This is a genomic window from Sphingopyxis flava (genome assembly GCF_900168005.1).
Classification (GTDB): Bacteria; Pseudomonadota; Alphaproteobacteria; order Sphingomonadales; family Sphingomonadaceae; genus Sphingopyxis; species Sphingopyxis flava.
Genome location: NZ_FUYP01000017.1, coordinates 1 through 18,081 on the forward strand (window position 1 = coordinate 1; position 18,081 = coordinate 18,081).

Genomic DNA, 18,081 nt, shown 5'->3' on the forward strand with positions numbered 1-18,081 from the left:
TGGAGCAGAACGACGAGTGGCAACTCCAGCATCGCTACATGCAGATCGAAGGCATGGCCGAGCTCAACCAACCCATGATCGAGGAGGAAAATCAGTCCCTACACATCACCGCCAAAGCCGCCTGACGATGGTCCACGGCCACAGCCGAAATACACCACCTTGACGGACGCGACCCTTTTCGTCGGTAACGCCGAGCGCACACCCGCATCGAGAATATTCCGAGCTATTATGGTGTCGTGGCCCATCCGGCGCGCTCAGAATAAGGCGCTCGCGATATCCGCGGTGAGCACGTCAGCCGAAGACGTGGCCGTCCATCAGTTTTCGGGCAGTTCGCAAGAGCGCGGCGCTCTCGATGACCCCGTCGCGGCCTGTTGCCATGACACAGGTCAGCTGCCCGGTCGGATGCTCGACGGCCAATGTCTTGCTTGCTCCCCCTTCAACGGTCGCAACCTCTGCAGCCGGGCTGCCAGGCAAGAGGCATGCTGTCGACACGCTTACCGCGCCAAGCACACCAACCGAGGCGTGCGCGCGGTGGGGGATGAAACTCCGCACCGTGACCGCGCCGCCGCTGCGGGGCGGAGCGACCAGCATGATCTTGGGGACAGGCTTGTCCGTGACATCGCCGAGATTCATGAGGGGCCCGGCCAGACGGCGGATAGTCTCGATCCGCGTCTTGAGTGCGGCAGAGCCGTCGAGGGTATCGCGATCTTCGTAGCCCGTGGCGCCGAGGGCATCGGCCCGCATCACGATGCACGGCATCCCATTGTCGATGAGCGTGCAGGCGACGCCTTCAATCACATCGACGATGTTCCCGGTCGGAAGGAGCGCGCCACAGGTCGATCCAGCGGTATTGCGAAACTCGAGCAGAATCGGCGCAGCCGTCCCCGGTACGCCGTCAATCCGCGCATCGCCTTCATATGAGGCCATCCCGCCAGGGGTTTGCACGGTCGCGATCGCAGATTGCCCGCTATTCTCCATGAAGATCGAAACGCGCGTGGCTTCGCCCTGCGGTGTCACCAGACCCCGCTCGATTGCGAAGGGAGCAACGCCCGCAAGGATGTTACCGCAGTTCTGACTATCGCTCACGATTGCCATGTCGACGAAGACCTGGAAAAAGAGATAATCGACGTCGATTCCGGGACGGGACGAGCGTGAAATCACGGCAACCTTGGACGTGAGGGGGTCGGCGCCCCCCATCCCGTCGATCTGTCGAAGGTCGGGAGACCCCATGACGCGGAGGAGAAAGGCGTCGCGCGCGGCGGGATCTGAGGGAAGATCCTCCTTCAGGAAGTATCCGCCTTTCGAAGTGCCGCCGCGCATCCACATGGCGCGCACGCCCTCAGACATAGCGCAATCCGTGCGCCTTGAGAGTCTCGCGCATGTCGTAGATGTCGAGCCCGAGCTCGCCGGCCGCGAGGCGCTCGCGCTTTTTCACTTCATTCGCTTCACGTTGACGCCCGGCCTCGAGTATCTCTGGCGCGCTCGCGCGCTCGACGACGCAAACGCCGTCGTCGTCCGCGACAATCACGTCCCCCGGCTTTACCGAGGCGTTGCCGCACACGATCGGGACATTGACGCTGCCCAGTGTCATCTTGACGGTTCCTTGCGCCGAGATGCTTTTAGACCAGACCGGAAAATTCAGCCGGGCAAGATCGCTGACATCGCGCACACCGGCATCGATGACGAGGCCCTTGCAGCTGCGCGCCATCGCCGAGGTCGCGAGAAGATCCCCAAAATAGCCGTCTTCGCACGGGCTCATCGGAGACAGCACGAGAATATCGCCCGGCTGCAACTGCTCGATTGCAACATGGACCATCCAATTGTCCCCGGGGCGCGCAAGGATCGTCACGGCGGATCCCGCTATTCGTGCACCCGAATAGATGGGGCGAAGCCGGCTCGAGAGGAGTCCGGTCTGCCGCTGCGCCTCGTGCACGGTCGCGACGCCAAGCTTCTCGAGACCGGCGATAACTGCCGGATCGGCGCGCGGAATATTTTGAACAACGATACCGGACATCTTCGTCTCCCTGGGATGATCATGGCGGCGGGAAGCGAAAGCGGGCAACGTCGATTTCGAATATCGATATAAGTTTTTGTGATAGAGGGCGCTCATGCCTGATCCCTTCGACCTCAATCTCCGCCACCTTCGCGCCATCCCGCAAATCGTCGCGCGCGGAAGCCTGGTCGCGGCGGCCGAGACCGCGAACCTGTCGCAGTCGGCGCTCACACAGGGCCTCGCCAAGCTCGAAAGGCAGCTGGGTGTTGTCCTCTTCGACCGCCGGAACGACGGGATGATCGCGACGCGCGAAGGGGCAGCCTTCTCCGAACGGCTCACGACAATGTTCCATTATCTCGGCGAGGGCGTGCCTCCCGCGCCGCGCAGCGCTCGAGGCTTTTCCCGTCCCGATCGGCTGTTGACCTCGGCGCAGCTGCGATCCTTCGTCAAGCTCGCCGACGCGGGCAGTTATGTCGAGGCCGCGCGTCAGAACGAGGGCGCGCCGTCGGCAATCCATCGCGCGGTTCACGATCTTGAACAGATTGTCGGTGCCCGGCTCGTCGAGCGACGAGGCCGCGGTCTCGGCCTGACAAGCGCGGGCAAGCGACTGGCGCGAGGGATCCGGCTCGCGCGCGCTGAGCTCGAGGCGGCTATCGAGGGCGTTTCGCCCGGCGCGGGAGAGCGCGGGCGCCTCGTGATCGGCGCGATGCCGCTTTGCCGCAGCTGGTTACTCCCGGCAGCGCTCGCGACTCTCATTTCTGAGGTCCCCCGTGCGCAGATCGACATTGTCGAAGGCTCGTGGCGAGAACTCATCGATCCGCTGCGCGACGGGCAAATCCACCTCATGATTGGCGCGCTGCGCGAGGACCCGGTTCCTTACGGACTCCTTCAGCAAACGCTTTTCGTCGACCGGCTTTCGATTGTCGGGCGCGCGGGCCACCCGGCGCTGAAAGCCGGAACGGGGCTAGCGGAACTCGCCCAATATCCCTGGATCATCGGCCGCGATCGCACTCCGCTGCGTGCCCACTGGCAGATGATGTTCAGCGGGTTTCCCGAGATAAGAGCGCCGATTGCCTGCGGGTCGGTGATGACGATCCGCGGTATCCTGCTGGCCAGCGATTGCCTGACCCTCCTTTCGCCCGATCAGGTCGCAACCGAAATCGAAGCGGGGCTACTCGAGCATCGCGATGCAATTGGTGAGCGTCTGACCCGCCCGATCGGCATTGCGAGCCGGCCGGCGTGGCGGCCGACGGATCTCCAAAAACGATTTCTCGAAATATTGCATAGCGTCGCGGCAAACCATCATTCCTAAAATCTTATGGCGCGCCGTCGCTTTGAATTGGCCGGTGCGCACCGCGCTGCGCATCAGGGGGAATGATCGCAAGATTGTCCTTCATTGGCTTTGGTGAAGCTGCCCAGCAGTTCCGGCCCGCGCTGCGTGCGTGCGAGATCGCAGCCTATGATCGCAAGACGGACGACGAGGCCACCCACGCGGCGAAATTCCGCGAATATCGTGCAGCGGGCGTTGTGGGACTGTCGTCCCCGACCGCGGCGCTCGGGGGCTGCACGGCGGCGCTCTCATTGGTCACCGCCGATCAATGCGTTGCTGCGGCAAGAGCCGCAGCGGCCCTTCCGGCAGGCTCCTATTGGTTCGACATGAACAGCGCCGCTCCTCACACCAAGCGGGAAGCTGCCGCCGTGATCGAAGCACGCGGCGGGCGCTATGTCGATGTCGCGATCATGGCACCGGTAGCCGGCAAGGGCGCCGAAGTTCCACTTCTCGTCAGCGGTCCCTGGGCCAGGGAAGGCGCGGATATGCTGTGCGCGGCAGGCTTTGGGGACATCACGCTCCTACCCGGGCCAGTCGGTGCGGCCTCATCGGTGAAGATGATACGCTCGGTAATGATCAAGGGCATTGAGGCGCTGAGCGCAGAATGCGCGCTCGCCGCGCATGCGGCAGGGGTGCTCGAAACCGTCATCGCCTCGCTTGATGCAAGCTGGCCTGGTGCCGATTGGGGTGCCCGCTTCGACTATAATCTTGACCGAATGATCCTCCACGGAACGCGCCGTGCTGCTGAAATGGACGAGGTGGTAGCGTCGCTCGAAGCGCTTGGCGTGGATGGCAAAATGAGCCGCGCCACAACCGCCTGCCAGCGCGCCGCCGGCGCGGCTGGCGGGGACGCGCCCGCAGGCTTGCCGGCGAAACTTTCTCTTTTATCGGCCCATCTTCGACAATGACTGGAGGCGTACCTGCCATGTCCCTCGTGATCGATTGCCACGGGCACTATACAACCGCCCCTGGACCGCATGCTCTTTGGCGCGAGGCGCAAGTTTCGGCCTGGCGGGCGGGGAAGGCGCCCCCCGCCTATCCGCAGATCTCGGACGACGAAATCGGCGAATCGCTCGAAGCCAATCAGCTGCGTCTCTTGCACGAACGCGGCGCCGACATGACGCTTTTTTCTCCGCGCGCATCGGCGATGGCGCCCCACGTTGGGGACGAGGCGGTATCGACCGCCTGGGCACGCGCGAACAATGATCTTATTGCGCGCTGTGCTGCGCTCTATCCCGACATTTTCGTCGGGGTATGCATGCTGCCGCAGAATCCCGCCGCCGACATGACGGGATCCATCGCCGAGCTCCGCCGCTGCGTCGAGGAGCTCGGCTTCGTCGGCTGCAATCTCAACCCCGATCCAGGCGGCGGGCATTTCAGTCACCCGCCGCTGACCGATCGCTTCTGGTATCCCTTCTATGAAGCGATGGTCGAGCTTGATGTTCCGGCAATGATCCATGTGTCGGGGAGCTGCAATCCGGGCCTTCATGCAACGGGCGGCTATTATCTCGCCGCCGATACGATCGCCTTCATGCAGCTCTTGGAGGGCGATCTGTTCGCTGACTTCCCAACCCTGCGCTTCATCATCCCGCACGGGGGCGGCGCGGTTCCTTATCATTGGGGGCGCTATCGCGGGCTTGCCGACATGTTGAAGAAACCGGCGCTCGAAGGCCATTTGATGAACAATATCTATTTCGACACCTGCGTCTATCATCAGGCCGGGATCAATCTTCTGGCGGACGTGATCGACAAGAAGAACATCCTCTTCGGGAGCGAGATGGTCGGCGCTGTCCGGGGCATTGATCCGGCGACGGGCCAATATTTCGATGATACCAAACGCTATGTCGACGCGCTCCCCATCTCGGATAGCGAGCGCCATGCCATTTATGAAGGCAATGCGCGCCGCGTCTTTCCGCGGCTCGATGCGATGTTGAGGGGGCGGGGGCTTTGAGCGGCTTCGTAATGGATGCGGACTGGCTTCCCTTTCATCCTGAACCCGGACTCCCCGCCTATGTTCCGCCGCCGGGGGCGGTCGATGCGCATTGCCACGTGTTTGGCCCGGGCGCGCTTTTTCCTTACGCGCCCACGCGCAAATACACGCCTTGTGACGCGGGGCGCGATGAGCTTTTTGCACTTCGGGACCGCATGGGGTTTACGCGCAGCGTCCTTGTGCAGGCGACGTGCCATGGCGAGGATAATCGGGCGATGCTCGATGCGATCGCGCATTCGGGAGGGCGTGCCCGCGGGGTTGCGTCCATCGGGCCGGACGTAAGCGAAGATGAGCTTTCCGCGATGCACGCCGCGGGCGTGCGCGGCGTGCGGTTCAACTATGTGAGGCGTCTCGTCGATCCCAGGCCTGATGCATTTTACCGCCGCCTGATCGACAAGATTGCTCCCTTCGGCTGGCACGTCGTGATTTATTTTGAGGCGGCAGATCTTGCAGAGAAGTGGGATTTTTTTGTGTCGCTCCCGACAATAGTCGTTGTCGACCATATGGGCCGCCCAGATCTTTCAAAGCCGGCCGACGGGCCCGAGTTTGGGCAGTTCCTGCGCTTCATGGAGCGCGGCAATATCTGGTCCAAGGTGAGCTGCCCGGAACGCCTCTCCTTGAACGGACCCCCTGCCTACGATGATTTCGTGCCCTTCGGGCGAGCGGTTGTCGAACGCTTTCCCGACCGCGTTCTTTGGGGCAGCGACTGGCCGCACCCCAATCTCAACCTAGTGGGCCATATGCCCGATGACGCCTGGCTCGTCGACATGATCCCGCGTATCGCACCCACCGCCGCGCTGCAGCACAAGCTGCTCGTCGACAATCCGATGCGGCTCTACTGGCCGGACATTTGAAGCGCAGCGGCGCACGGGGCCTCGCTTCATTCACCCCCAGGCCAAGGCCCCGGCGCACGAAGCTGCGCGCGAAAGCAGACCGAGGCGGGCCTATGGTGCGAGCCGCCCATGTATCCCGGTGCGGGGACAGACGCGTGATTTTTCCCATGATACCCCTAGGCAAAATAACCGCTCCAGGGAGGGATATGTGAGAAGAATCAATGCGAGCCATTGGCTGTCGTCGGTAGCAATCGTCAGCCTCGCCTCGTTGCCGGCCCCTGCGATCGCGCAGGATGCTGCGGCCCCGGCTGCCGGCGAGACGCAGGATAGCGCCGCTGACGGGGTCCCGGGCGAAGCGATCATCGTAACCGGGTCGCGCGTCGCCCGATCGGGGCTCAATGCCCCCACGCCGATGACTGTCATAGGCTCTGACCTCACCGAAGATCTCGGGCAGAATAACATTGGCGAAATGATCCGCCTTATTCCGCAGAACCTTCCTGCGCAGTCCGACACAAATGTGGGATATCTCAATAGCGCGAACGCAGGCTCGTCCTTCGTCAACCTGCGCGGCCTCAACCCAGCTTCGGGAACCCGCACGCTGACGCTCGTGAACACACGGCGTTTTGTGCCAAGCTCTGATGGCGGCGCTGTCGATCTCAACGTCATACCCTCGGTGCTGATCGAACGGGTCGAGACGGTCACCGGCGGTGCCTCGGCTGCTTATGGCTCGGACGCGGTGGCGGGGGTGGTGAATATTATCCTCGATCAGAAATTCACGGGCTTCAAAAGCGAGGTAAACTATGGCCAGACCTCGCGCGGCGAGGGGAAGAGCTGGTTCGGCTCGGCCGCCTATGGTTCATCCTTTGCCCAGGATCGCGGGCATTTTGCGGTCGCACTCGAATATCAGAAGCAGGGGGGGATCGGCGCCTGTTCCGAGGTGCGCGACTGGTGCGCTGAAAGCTGGGACATCTTCACCAACGAAGAGAATGTTCTGATCGACGGATCGCCATCGGGCTACAATGTGCCGGGTTCACCTGGCTACGGGCTTCCGAACTTTGTCGTCGGACCCAACTCCAAACTGGCAGCAAACGACAGCCGCGGCGTGACCCGAAATCGTGGCCCGGCGCCCATCGGCGCGCGCAACATGATCTTTTCCGAAGATGGGCTGTCGATCCGCCCGTTCGACCAGGGGCGTTTTGTCGCCGCGAATGGGCTCAATTCGCGCCAGGGCGGCGAAGGCGAATCCATCTATGCAGACTCCGCGCTGCGCGCCGAAGTCAAACGCGTGGTCGGATATGGCTATGGCAGCTTCGAGGTGACGCCCGACTGGACGCTGTCGACCGAGCTCACCTACGCCCACCGGGAGTCCAGTGCGCGTATCGGGACGACCGGCATCCGCTCGACCTATTTTGTGAATGCCGACAACGCGTTCCTGCCCGAGGAACTGCGAACCCTGCTCAACGGCGCTTCGTTTAGCCTGGGCAAGGATTTCGACCAGCAGGTGAAGACGACCAATTCGATCGAAGCGGATATTTTCCGCGGCCTTCTTGCCGTCAAGGGCGATCTCGGCGGCAGCTGGGTTGTGGATGCCTATTACCAATATGGGACCAATACGCGCAAGCAGGTGGCCGACCGGGCGCGCGTCAATACACCCTTCATCTACGCCCTCGATGCAGTTGTTGATCCCAATACCGGGAATATCGTCTGCGCCGAGACGCTCGAAGCCGATCCCGACCCGGTCTCGCAGGGCTGCGTGCCGATGAACCTCTTTGGCACATCCAATCTTTCGCAGGAAGCCATCGATTACGTCTACCGGCCCATCTATGAGGATTTCAAGTTCCGTCAGCACGCCGCCTCGGTGTCGATCCGCGGGGCGCTGTTCGAGGGGCGGGATGCTGGCCCAGTTGGTCTCGCTGCCGGCGTCGATTTTCGCAGCGAGAATGGCGACGTTTATCACCACGACATTCCCAATTATGAAGACTATGGCCTGACGTTCGGCCTTGACTATGCGGGTTCGATCAAGGTCATCGAGACCTTCGGCGAGATCAATGTTCCGGTGTTCCGCGACAGTCCGATCGGACGATCGCTCGAGATCGACCTTGCCGGGCGCTGGACGCGCAACACGAGCCACAATCTTGTCACCGACGAGAAAAAGACGATCAACGCCTTCAGCTGGAAGATCGGAGGTATATACCAGCCCTTTGACATGCTGCGCTTCAGGGCAACGCGATCGCGCGACATTCGTGTAGCGGGCTTTCGCGAACTGTTCGAAATCCAGGCGGTTGCGGAAGCGGGTTCTCCCCAGGGCATCGTAGACAATGGCAATATTCCCGGCTCGCCGGGCCTCGGCGACGACGATACCGAGGTCATCAACGGCGGAAGCTTCGCGCTCGGCGCGGAAAAGGCGGATACGACGACCGTGGGCGCCGTATTCGAACCTTCGTTCATCCCGGGGTTGAGGCTCGGCGTCGATTGGTACCAGATCAAGATCGCCAATGCGGTCACTGCGGTCGCCCGGCAGCAGATCGTCGATTACTGCGAAGACTATAATGTCTTTTGCGACCGCATCACCTACGCGAGCCCGACTGATATCACCTTCATCGATGCGCGCCTTGTCAACCTCGGCCGGTTCACCGCGCGAGGGGTCGATATCGAGATGGAGTACCGGATTCCCCTCGACAAGGTTTTCGCGCGGGCCGCGGGGCAGCTCAACCTGCGCGTACTTGGGACCTATCAATATGATTTCCTGATTCAGCCCTCCACCGACGCGCCCGCGATCGACTTCGCCGGCCAATCCGCGCAGCAGCGCGACAATAACGACTTCAATCCCGCCCCCAAGTGGCGCTGGACCGGATTCCTGTCATACAAGAACGGCCCTTTCACCGCGACGACCGCGGTCCGGCATGTCGGCAGCGGGAAGCTCGACGTAACCAAGACGGGCCCCGAAGATTCTGGCTATGATCCCTCCCTTCCCGACAGCATCTCGACCAATCGGGTCAAGTCTGCGACGTACGTCTCGATTGGCATGAGCTATGCCTTGCCCGCATTCGGGCGCGCAGAGGCGCTCGAACTGTTCGGCGTCGTTGACAATCTTTTCGACAAGGACCCGCCGGTCGCACCCGGCGGGGGGCGCGCAGCATTGGGATCGGCTTACCCCACCAACCCCATTCACTTTGACACGCTGGGGATGCGGTGGAAGGTGGGCGCGCGGCTTAAGTTCTGACACCGACCGCTGCCGGCGCCCATCCCTCCTATTGCGGCTTGATAAGGGGGGGAGGGCGTCTTCTGCCTTACATCCCAACGGGAGCCGGCCCATGAAATTGTCCTTTTCGCCCTTTCGCGGGGTCGGCCTGGCAGCGCTGGCGCTCTTCGCGCTGTCGCTTGCGGCCTGCACGTCGACGCGGCCCCTCAGCGAGGGAGCCGTGCCCTTGGCCGTATATGGCGCCGAAGGCGTAATCGAAGTGGCGCCGGTGCGTCTCACCCATGAGAAGCTATATCCGGGGGCCGGCGGCGTGCGCCATGGCGGGGTGCGCAGCCTGGTGACGGAAGAGGATCCCGGGGACCTTGCGACCAACGCGGAAACCCAGCTCCTCATCTATTCTCTGGATCGGCCCGATCTGCGGATCATCGGGCGGATCGCCGAAGGGCTTTACCGGATCGTCGGGCGCAAATCCCACGGCATCTCGGGCGCCGCGAGCCTCAAGGGCAAGCGCATCGCGACGATGACTGACAGCTCGTCGGGCTATTTTCTCCACCGATTGCTGGAGAGCGAGGGCTTGTCTTTCGATGACGTCGAGCTTGTGGACCTGCGCCCTTTCTCGGCAATCACGGACGCTCTCATCGAGGGCAAGGTCGATGCGATCTCGATCTGGGAGCCGCACAGCGAGAACGCCATTCGTGCGCTCAAGGAGGATGCCGTGATCATTGAAAGCGATCTCTATCGCGAGCAGTTCAACCTGAATACGACCGCCGAAGTGCTCGCGAACCCGGACAAGCGAGCCGCCTTAGTGACTTTCGTGCGCAGCCTGATCATCGATACCGAGACCATGAACGGTGCACCGGCGGCCGCGCAGGAGATGGTCGCAAGGGCGGGCGGTTACGCACGCGAAGAGGTCGCTGCCGCGTGGCCGCACCACCGCTTCGACTTCACCTTTCCCGATGCCATGCTCGATATCCTTGAGCGAGAAGAGGTTTGGCTCGCGGGACTTCAGCGGCGCGCGCCGCGCCCGCGGGGGGAGCTTGCCTCGCTGATCGACCGCAGCATTTATGACGAAGCGCGGGACAGACCCCGCTGAGTTAGCGTCGCCCGCGGCGGTGGCGGCCTCGAAAGAGACGCAGTCCGGTGTGTCGGAACACCATGCGCCGTTCTGCCGGCGTCAGCTGGACGCCGGCGCGCTGAATGGCAGCGATCATTTCGGCATAGGGTCCTGCGGTGTTGCCGAAATCGGATCCCCACATCATTCTGCCGGCCCCTAGAAGATCCACGGCCCGGCGCAGATAGGCCGCGCTGTCTCCTCCTTGCTTTTCGAGCATGTCGATATTGATCGTCGTGAATTTGAAAAAGACATTGCGCCGGCCCGCGAGGACCCGCGCGATAATGTCCAGGCCGTAGTCGGGAGCGGGACCAAGCGCCCAGCCGATATGATCGAGAACGATCGGAACGTCGGGATAGCGGTCCGCAACCGCGGCGACAGCGGATAGCTGTTTATCCGACATGGCCGCCGGAAGTGCCATGATCACGACGACGAGCCCGAGATCGCGCGCTGCGTCCCAGCACCGGTCGGCTTTGCTGGAATTGATCCAGGGGAAGTCGCCCTCCGCACTGGCAGTGCCAGTCAGGCGAATACCCGCGATCCCGGCGTGCGCGGTCATGCGGGCAAGCGTTGCGGGTGTATCATCGGCCAAGGGATCGAGGATCACCACCGCGGCGATATCGCGCGGATGCTGCGCGTGGACCTCGAGGAGATAGCGATTATCCCTTTTATACGCACTCGCATATTGGACGCCGACGCCGCCCTTGACGTGATGCGCGCGCCATTCGTGCAAGACCCGAGCGGCATCATTGGGGTGCGCGCGCACCCGCTCGATCAACGTCCCTTCGCCCTCGCGCGCGCCCTTGGCGTCGAGCGGGTAATGCTGCGTGTCCGCAGTAAAAAAATGCGCATGCGTGTCGTAGAAGGCAGGGCTCGCCGCCCGTCCTGCGCACCCTGCCATCGACAGCGAAGCAGCGGCAAGAATTGCGCGAAGCGCCGTCAGTCCAGGCTGTGATGTCGCGGCGGACACGGGCGTGGCGCTGTGCTTGGCGACTAGAGCTTTGCTTCGCCGGTTTGTTGAACCTTGCGGAAGAGCGCCATGGCGCTCAGCGCGCGGGGAAAGCCCGCATAGGGGATCGTCTGAATGATGATCTCCTCGATCTCCTCGTCGGTAATCCCAAGCGCGTGGGCATTTTTGAAATGCATGGCGACGCCGGGCGCCCCGATCGTGATCAGCGTGGTCATGCAGATGATTTCGCGATCCCGAAGGGATAGTCCCGGGCGCGACCAGATGGTCCCGAAATTGATTTCGGTCGTGATCCTCCAAAGATCCTCGTCGAGCGCGCGAATACCTTCGTTCGTGCCCCATCCCATCTGCTGCATGACCTTGAGGCCGGTCTCCATCCGGCCATCGCTGAAATCGACCGCCGCAGGGCCTTCGCCCACCCCCGGAGCGGCCGCCCCCTTGACCGCTGGCTGCGCATTGGCCGCGATCCCCGCTCCGGCGAGAGCTGCTCCCCCTGCCGCCAGGCCGCGCAGTAGGCTGCGGCGATCATTCGCAGTATCGATATCGCGCGCCGCGCTGGGTTTCGGCTTCTCCATCTCGACTTCTCTCCTTGAGGCGAAGGCTATTTGATCGTCTTGAGATAGGCGACGAGGTCCGCGGCCTCGGCTGCCGAAGCCGCGCCCGCATACGCCATCCGGTTGCCCTTCACTTCCGCCTGGGGCCGCAGGAGAAAGGCGGCGAGGCGCTCCTCGCTCCACACTCCCCCATGGCGCCGGAGCGCGGGGGAATAGGCAAAGCCGTTCTCGTCCGCGACCTTGCGCCCGACGATGTTGCGCAGCCCCGGGGCGAGATCGCTTCCTTGCCCCCGTGCGCCATGGCACGCTGCGCAATCTTGATAAGCCAGTTTTCCGCGCGTTGCGCTCCCGCCCGCTGCATGAAGGGCGTCCGAACGCCAGAGAGCCGCAGCCATGATCACTGCGGCCACGACGAGTGTCCCGCGCATCATGAGGGATCCTTCAACATGTCGATGGAATCGGGCGTGGGCTGCGGAGGAATTGCCTTGAGAAAGGCATAGATGTCAGCCACGTCCTCGTCGCTCATCGTCTCGGCGCCGTAGCGCGGCATCCGGCCAACGGGTTCGCGCAATTGAGCGGAAAAGGGCTCGAAAGCCATCAGGGGCGGCGTCAGTTTGGGGCCTGCCAGAAAGGCGCCGTGACCAATGGTTCCGTGGCACGCATAACAGCCGGTTTGAAAATAGAGATAGCGCCCCCTCGCGGCGTTCGCCTGCTCCATTGGGCGTTCAGCCTCGCCTGACGGCTGCGCGATGACGGGGCCTGTTGCAGCGGCGAGTGCGAGGAGTGCGCCTGCGACAAATAACGACCGCATCTTCAGCGACCCTGCGAGACGATGTCGATGAGCGCCGGCTCGCCCGATGCGACCACCTCCAGCGCGCGCGCTATCGCGGCGCGCAGATCGCCCGGCTCGACGACCCGCTGCGAGGCCACCCCCATGCTTGCGCCCAGCTTTGCATAGTCGGCTCCGGGGAGCACATTGCCAACATGCGTCCGCGCTATTCCGCGCGCGCGCGCGTTGGCCTGCTCCTGCACTTTCATGATCTCCTGGTGATAGCCGCCATTATTATGGACGAGGTAGAGGAGGGGGATGGTGTGATAGGCCGCGGTAAACAGCGCTCCGGGCGCCATCAGCAAATCGCCGTCGCCGCCGAACACGATGGGCAATCGTCCTTCGCTCCGGTGCGCGTAGGCCGCGCCCACAGCGGCGCCCGGCAAATAGCCGAGACCATAGCCGCCTGAATCGCCGATATATTGGTGATGCTGGCGTGCATCCCAGAGCTGCTGCGGCCACTTGCCCTCAAAATGGCATCCCCCCACGATCGCCCAGTCCATGTCTTTTACCTGGTCATGGACTTCCGCCCAGACGCGTCCCGTGGTGATCGGCTTGATGCTCCAGCCGAGCGCGGCTTCGCGGCGCGCCCTGGCCATCTGTCCTTTGCGATCCTCGGCCCACCTTGCCCCCCGATCGGCGATCGCGCTCCGACTGCGCCGCGGAATCGCTGCCCGAAGAGCTGCGAGGAGGGCCGGCAAGGTCGCCTCGGCGTCGCCCGCGATCGCGAGGTCGACTTTGGGCATCGCCTGAAAGCTCTGATAATTGCTCTTGAGATAATAGTCGTACGAGCTGAGGCTGATCAGCCTCGCGTTCGGCGCCGGCCGCACCGCATTGCTGAGGTCCTGAACCTCCATTGCGAGGATAACGTCAGCCTCGCGAAGGACCGCGCCTCGGTTGAAACTCTGATTGAGCGGATGCAGCCAGGGAAAGTTGAGCCGGCCGCCCATGTCGATAACGGGCGCCTGCAGCGTTTCGGCAAGCTCGATGAGCGCGCCAAATCCCTCGGCTGTCCGCGCGGTACGGTCAGCGATGAGGACGGGATTCTCCGCCTGTGCGAGCATCTTCGCTGCTTCGGCGACGCCCCCGCTATCGCCTTGCGGAGCCGAAATTCTGGGTTTGCGCAAAGAAGGGAGCGCTTCATCCTTTGCGATCCTGCGCTCCTGCAGGTTCAAGTCGATCGCAAGCACCACCGGACCTTGCGGCGGGGTCATCGCCATCTGGTACCCGCGCACAAGGCTCTCGGTGAAGTGAGGCAGCGATCGGGGTGTTTCATCGAATTTGGTGAAATCGCGCGTCAGGGCCGGTCCATCGCTGACCGCGTGCATCCAGTCGACCCAGTTCTTGCGCGACTCGGGATCGGTCAGCGATCCGGTAAGGCAGACCACCGGGGCGCGGTCGCACCACGCATTGTAGAGTGCCATCGACGCGTGCTGGAGCCCGACCGTCGAGTGGACGATCGTGGCGGTCGCGTCGCCTGCGACCTTCGCATAGCCATGGGCAAACGCGACGCCGATTTCCTCGTGCGTGACCGTCAGGAGATCGAGCGGCTTCTCGCGCAGCATGCCGCGGTTGACGATCGACTCATGGAGCCCGGTAAAGGTGCTCCCGGGAACCTGCGGAATCACCGTGAGGCCAAGGTGTTGCAGGCAGTCGGCCATATAGTCGCTGCCGTAAAGCGGTTGGGCCCTCGCGGAGGCGCTGAGGGCGGCATCGGAGGGCGCGGTCTGGACGCTCTCGCTGGGCTCAAGGGGGGCCGTCTCGAGCGCGGCCGCCGGAATGGGCGGCACGCTCGAGGCGACCTTGCTGGTGCCGCCGCCGGACGCTGCAGCCCGTGCCTTGCCCGATGCCGCGACGGCGGCCAGCCCGCCTGCGGACATGGTTTTCAGAAAATTCCGTCTACCGCCCGTCATCGTCCGTCCATTCCTGCCGGCCGCGCGCCGGTTGATGGCCTGCTTCTAGCAGGAGCACGACGCATCGGTCTGTCTCGTGCCCAGGGGACAGGATGGGAGCGAGCGGCTTTCAGCTCGCGTTTGGCGTGCCGCGAACCGGAACGTGACGGCGGATCGTCCACAGCGAAAGCACGACGCAGACCATCCCGAAAGCCATCGCGATGAAGAACAGCCGGTATCCCCCTGCCGCCAGCGCAGAGGTTGCCACAAAGGGGCTGATGACCGAGCCGATACGTCCCATCCCGACGGCCCAGCCGATGCCGGTCGAGCGGAGCGAGGTGGGATAGACGTGTGTCGCGACCGGATAGATCATGATCTGCGTTCCGCCGACCAGAAAGCCGACGAGCGTGAGCAGAATGAGAAGCGGCAAGGGGGAGGAGGCGGGGTTCATCGGTAATTGGGTGAGGCCAAGCGTCAGAATGACTGCGCCGGAGGCCATGCCCATAAGCGCGACGCGCGACCCGAGCCGCGACAGGGCATAGACCCCGAACACGCTCGCGAACATCCCGCCAAAGGCAAGGCACGAGGAGGCGATGCTGGCGATCTCGATGCCATAACCTCGATCGGTGAGGATCGTCGGCATCCACTGGGACTCCATGTAAAGGACCATCAGCGCGAAGAAGAAGGCGCCCCACAAGCCGAGCGTGTCGAGCCTGAAGCGCTGCGCGAACAATTCGCTGAAGGCGGCCGTTCGCGCCGCGGAGACTTCGCTCGCGTCGACGATCCGCCCCGGTCCGGGCTGGAGACCCATCCGGGAGAGAATCAGCCTTAATGCCTGCTGATCCTCATCGCGGCTCGAGCGGGCGAGATAGCGAGGAGATTCAGGAAGGATTAGAAAGAGGATCGTGCCGATCGCGAGCGCGATGAAGCCGCCGATCACGAAGAGCGCGCGCCAGCCCATCGTCGGAAGCACCGCCGCTCCGAGTAGGCCTGAAAGCACCCCGCCCACGGGCACGCAGACCATCCCGATCGTGACCGCCAGGGTTCGCGACCGGCCGGGGCTGAGTTCAGCGAACATCGAGGCGGCCGAAGGCATCAATCCTCCGAGCCCGAGCCCGGCCAGAAAGCGCATCACGGTCAGTACCGGAACGTCGCTCGCGAGCGCATGGAGGGCCGTGACCGCGCCAAATATGAGCACGCTGCCAACAATCGTCCGGCGCCGGCCCCACCTGTCTCCCATCATCCCGCCGAGGGTCGTACCGAGTACCATTCCCGCAAGACCCACCGAGGTCGTGAGGGCAAATGCCTCGCGGGTGGTTGCCCACTCCTTCAAGAGCGGCGGGATCGCGAGCGGAAGCAGCCGGTTTTCAAGGCCGTCCATTATGATTGCAAGGCCAACCAGAAGAAGGATGAGCAGTTGGTACCGCCCGACCGGCTGGCCGTCGATCAATCGGGAGACGTCGATCGTTTCGCCGCCGGTCGGTTCTGATTCTGCTGTCATCGCCTGAAGATGCCTGCCGCGATCATGCGGAGCCAGCGTCTTCACCGCCCAGTCCGAAGATTCGCCGTGCTTCTGGAACGCTTGCCGGCTCGCGGCCCCAGATCTTCGCAATCTCGACAATCGCATCGACCTGGTCGGCGTTGGTTCGGGCTGGGGTGCCGTCGGGCATATAAATATTGTCCTCGAAACCGACGCGGACCGAATCGCCGCCCATCGAAATGCCGAGCGTGCACATGCGGAACATGTCCTTGCCCGTCGCGGTCGCTCCCCACAAGGAATTGGGGTAGAGGCGCCGGCTTTCTTGGACGGCGAAGGTGAAATGCGAGGCGAGCGGCGGGCTGTTGCCGAACCCTGAACCGTGCAGGATCCAGAGATTGGATTGCTCGGGATCAAAGGCCCCAGTCGCGGCTACCCTCAGCATCCGGTGGAGGACCGCGGCGTGCGGCACCTCGAACTCGACGACGGAACCCATTTCATGAACCCGGCGGACGGTTTCGCTCACCAGCTCGAGCGAGTTCACAAATGGCGTTTCGGTCGTATAGCCGCCTTCGGGATTGTAGAAATCGCCTGATCCGCACGCAATCCCAAACAGGTCCTGCCGCGGCTCGAGATCGAGAAGGCCGAGCCGTTCCTCGTCGCGCGGCCAGATCAACTGACCGGTTGCCTTGTCATAGCGCACGCCGATCCCATTGGTGGTCTGGACCAGGATGTCGCATTTGTCGCGGATCCGCGCGATGATCTCGGCGAAAATCTTCTTGTCGCTCGAATTGCGCCCCTCTTCATCGCGCGCGTGAATGTGCACGACTGATGCGCCGGCCTGCCAGACGCGATAGCTTTCCTCGGCGATCTCGGCGGGTGTGATGGGAACCTTGGCGCCCTCGCGATCGCGCTGCATGCCACCGTTGAGAGCCGCGACGACGATCAGCTTGTCTTTGTTCTGCATTGAATTTTAGTCCTTCGTTCAACTCGCTCCTGCGGTACGCCCAACGGCTGATCCCCGTCTGTCTACTAAACAGGGGACGCCTATTGATTGTGGCGGCAAACTGGGCGACGATGCCTCGCAAAACGGTTATCGGAGAGGATTGCCGATGGAGATGATCAGCCTGTCGCAGGCCCAGCTGACGAGCCCTGTGATGAATGCCTATCGGCATGTCGTCGACGGGATGGATGGCCGCGACCGCAAATCAGGGATGGACGACGCGCTGAGCTCGCTTGCCCCTATCGACCGCTTCTACGTCTCGGAGCGCGCGGCGGCGCTTGCGCGCCCGACGCTGATCGCGCACCGCACCGAAGCGCAGATCGCCAATCGAATGGGCGATTATTTCGATCAGTTTTTTGCCAGGGACCCCGTCGTTCGCGCGCTCGAGAACGCAACCGAAGGGGGCACGACGGTCGTCTTGCGCATCGCCCCCGAGGACATCGAGCAACCCGAATATCGCAAGGACTTCTTCGAGAGATCCGCGATCATCGAACGGATATCCTTTGTTGAGCGTCTCAAGGACAAATGGTTCATCCTCAACGTGGCCCGGCGCGCGCCCTCGCCGCGCTTTACCGAGGAGGAAATCCAGTCACTGGCGACCTTCAGCCGTCTTCTGTTCCCGCTCGCAGCGCAGAAAAATGCGTCGGAGCAGCTGAACTATCGCAAGGGGCATCTGACGGTCCAGCAGCTGGAAGAGAGGTTCGCGCACGAGTTTCCGGCGCTCAGTCCGCGAGAACGCCAGGTGTGCGCGCGCACCGTCGTTGGCATGACGTCCGAAGCAACGGCGCTTGATCTTGGCGTCGGGATCGGTTCGGTCCAGACTTACCGCAAGCGAGCATTCCATAGGCTCGAGATCTGCAGCGCCTTTCAGCTTGCCCACCTGATCCTTCATTGATCGGC

Annotated in this window: 16 protein-coding genes; 7 read left to right on the top strand and 9 right to left on the bottom strand. The window is 63.1% G+C overall.

Annotated elements, in window-relative coordinates:
- Window positions 1-291: 291 nt before the first annotated feature.
- Window positions 292-1,347 carry a 4-oxalomesaconate tautomerase gene (locus B5X69_RS13710; RefSeq protein ID WP_079639282.1) on the bottom strand — a complete coding sequence of 352 codons (1,056 nt, stop codon included), beginning with the start codon at window positions 1,345-1,347 and terminating at the stop codon, window positions 292-294.
- Entirely contained in the window at window positions 1,340-2,014 is a 675-nt protein-coding gene (locus B5X69_RS13715) for a 4-carboxy-4-hydroxy-2-oxoadipate aldolase/oxaloacetate decarboxylase (RefSeq protein ID WP_079639339.1), read from the bottom strand. Before B5X69_RS13715 ends, B5X69_RS13710 begins: the two co-directional genes overlap by 8 nt.
- A 94-nt stretch (window positions 2,015-2,108) precedes the next feature.
- Here B5X69_RS13715 and B5X69_RS13720 point away from each other — a divergent pair, with 94 nt between their 5' ends.
- The 6 genes from B5X69_RS13720 to B5X69_RS13745 all read left to right on the top strand — a co-directional run bounded on the left by B5X69_RS13720 (window position 2,109) and on the right by B5X69_RS13745 (window position 10,441).
- Window positions 2,109-3,305, top strand: a complete 1,197-nt coding sequence (locus B5X69_RS13720; protein WP_079639283.1) for a LysR family transcriptional regulator — start codon at window positions 2,109-2,111, stop codon at window positions 3,303-3,305.
- A gap of 62 nt (window positions 3,306-3,367) precedes the next feature.
- Window positions 3,368-4,231 carry an NAD(P)-dependent oxidoreductase gene (locus tag B5X69_RS13725; RefSeq protein ID WP_079639284.1) on the top strand — a complete coding sequence of 288 codons (864 nt, stop codon included), beginning with the start codon at window positions 3,368-3,370 and terminating at the stop codon, window positions 4,229-4,231.
- Window positions 4,232-4,248: 17 nt separating this feature from the next.
- A complete protein-coding gene (locus tag B5X69_RS13730) occupies window positions 4,249-5,274 on the top strand; it encodes an amidohydrolase family protein (protein ID WP_079639285.1) in 1,026 nt (341 codons plus the stop codon).
- A gap of 11 nt (window positions 5,275-5,285) precedes the next feature.
- On the top strand, window positions 5,286-6,167 hold the full coding sequence (locus B5X69_RS13735) for an amidohydrolase family protein (RefSeq protein ID WP_079639286.1): 882 nt from the start codon (window positions 5,286-5,288) through the stop codon (window positions 6,165-6,167).
- 187 nt (window positions 6,168-6,354) lie between these two features.
- Complete coding sequence (locus B5X69_RS13740) at window positions 6,355-9,369, top strand: TonB-dependent receptor plug domain-containing protein (RefSeq protein ID WP_245798745.1); 3,015 nt, start codon at window positions 6,355-6,357, stop codon at window positions 9,367-9,369.
- A gap of 91 nt (window positions 9,370-9,460) precedes the next feature.
- The gene (locus B5X69_RS13745) at window positions 9,461-10,441 is read left to right on the top strand and encodes an ABC transporter substrate-binding protein (protein ID WP_079639288.1); all 981 of its coding nucleotides are present in this window, start codon (window positions 9,461-9,463) and stop codon (window positions 10,439-10,441) included.
- 1 nt (window position 10,442) lies between these two features.
- On the opposite strand, the gene B5X69_RS13750 is transcribed toward B5X69_RS13745, so the two are convergent.
- The 7 genes from B5X69_RS13750 to B5X69_RS13780 all read right to left on the bottom strand — a co-directional run bounded on the left by B5X69_RS13750 (window position 10,443) and on the right by B5X69_RS13780 (window position 17,145).
- Window positions 10,443-11,429 carry an amidohydrolase family protein gene (locus B5X69_RS13750; RefSeq protein ID WP_139375795.1) on the bottom strand — a complete coding sequence of 329 codons (987 nt, stop codon included), beginning with the start codon at window positions 11,427-11,429 and terminating at the stop codon, window positions 10,443-10,445.
- 23 nt (window positions 11,430-11,452) lie between these two features.
- Complete coding sequence (locus B5X69_RS13755) at window positions 11,453-12,001, bottom strand: carboxymuconolactone decarboxylase family protein (protein ID WP_079639290.1); 549 nt, start codon at window positions 11,999-12,001, stop codon at window positions 11,453-11,455.
- A gap of 26 nt (window positions 12,002-12,027) precedes the next feature.
- The gene (locus tag B5X69_RS13760) at window positions 12,028-12,408 is read right to left on the bottom strand and encodes a c-type cytochrome (RefSeq protein ID WP_176141616.1); all 381 of its coding nucleotides are present in this window, start codon (window positions 12,406-12,408) and stop codon (window positions 12,028-12,030) included.
- Window positions 12,408-12,791: a c-type cytochrome gene (locus B5X69_RS13765; protein WP_079639292.1), complete on the bottom strand. Its 384-nt coding sequence runs from the start codon at window positions 12,789-12,791 to the stop codon at window positions 12,408-12,410. The genes B5X69_RS13760 and B5X69_RS13765 overlap by 1 nt, the downstream gene beginning before the upstream one ends.
- Window positions 12,792-12,793: 2 nt before the next feature.
- Complete coding sequence (locus B5X69_RS13770; protein ID WP_079639293.1) at window positions 12,794-14,722, bottom strand: thiamine pyrophosphate-binding protein; 1,929 nt, start codon at window positions 14,720-14,722, stop codon at window positions 12,794-12,796.
- A 109-nt stretch (window positions 14,723-14,831) separates the two neighbouring features.
- Window positions 14,832-16,202, bottom strand: coding sequence for an MFS transporter (locus B5X69_RS13775; RefSeq protein ID WP_176141617.1), 1,371 nt, complete (start codon window positions 16,200-16,202; stop codon window positions 14,832-14,834).
- Between the two features lie 22 nt (window positions 16,203-16,224).
- Window positions 16,225-17,145 carry a beta-keto acid cleavage family enzyme gene (locus B5X69_RS13780; protein WP_079639295.1) on the bottom strand — a complete coding sequence of 307 codons (921 nt, stop codon included), beginning with the start codon at window positions 17,143-17,145 and terminating at the stop codon, window positions 16,225-16,227.
- A 145-nt stretch (window positions 17,146-17,290) separates the two neighbouring features.
- Here B5X69_RS13780 and B5X69_RS13785 point away from each other — a divergent pair, with 145 nt between their 5' ends.
- Window positions 17,291-18,076, top strand: coding sequence for a helix-turn-helix domain-containing protein (locus tag B5X69_RS13785; RefSeq protein WP_079639296.1), 786 nt, complete (start codon window positions 17,291-17,293; stop codon window positions 18,074-18,076).
- The last annotated feature ends 5 nt before the right edge of the window (window positions 18,077-18,081 follow it).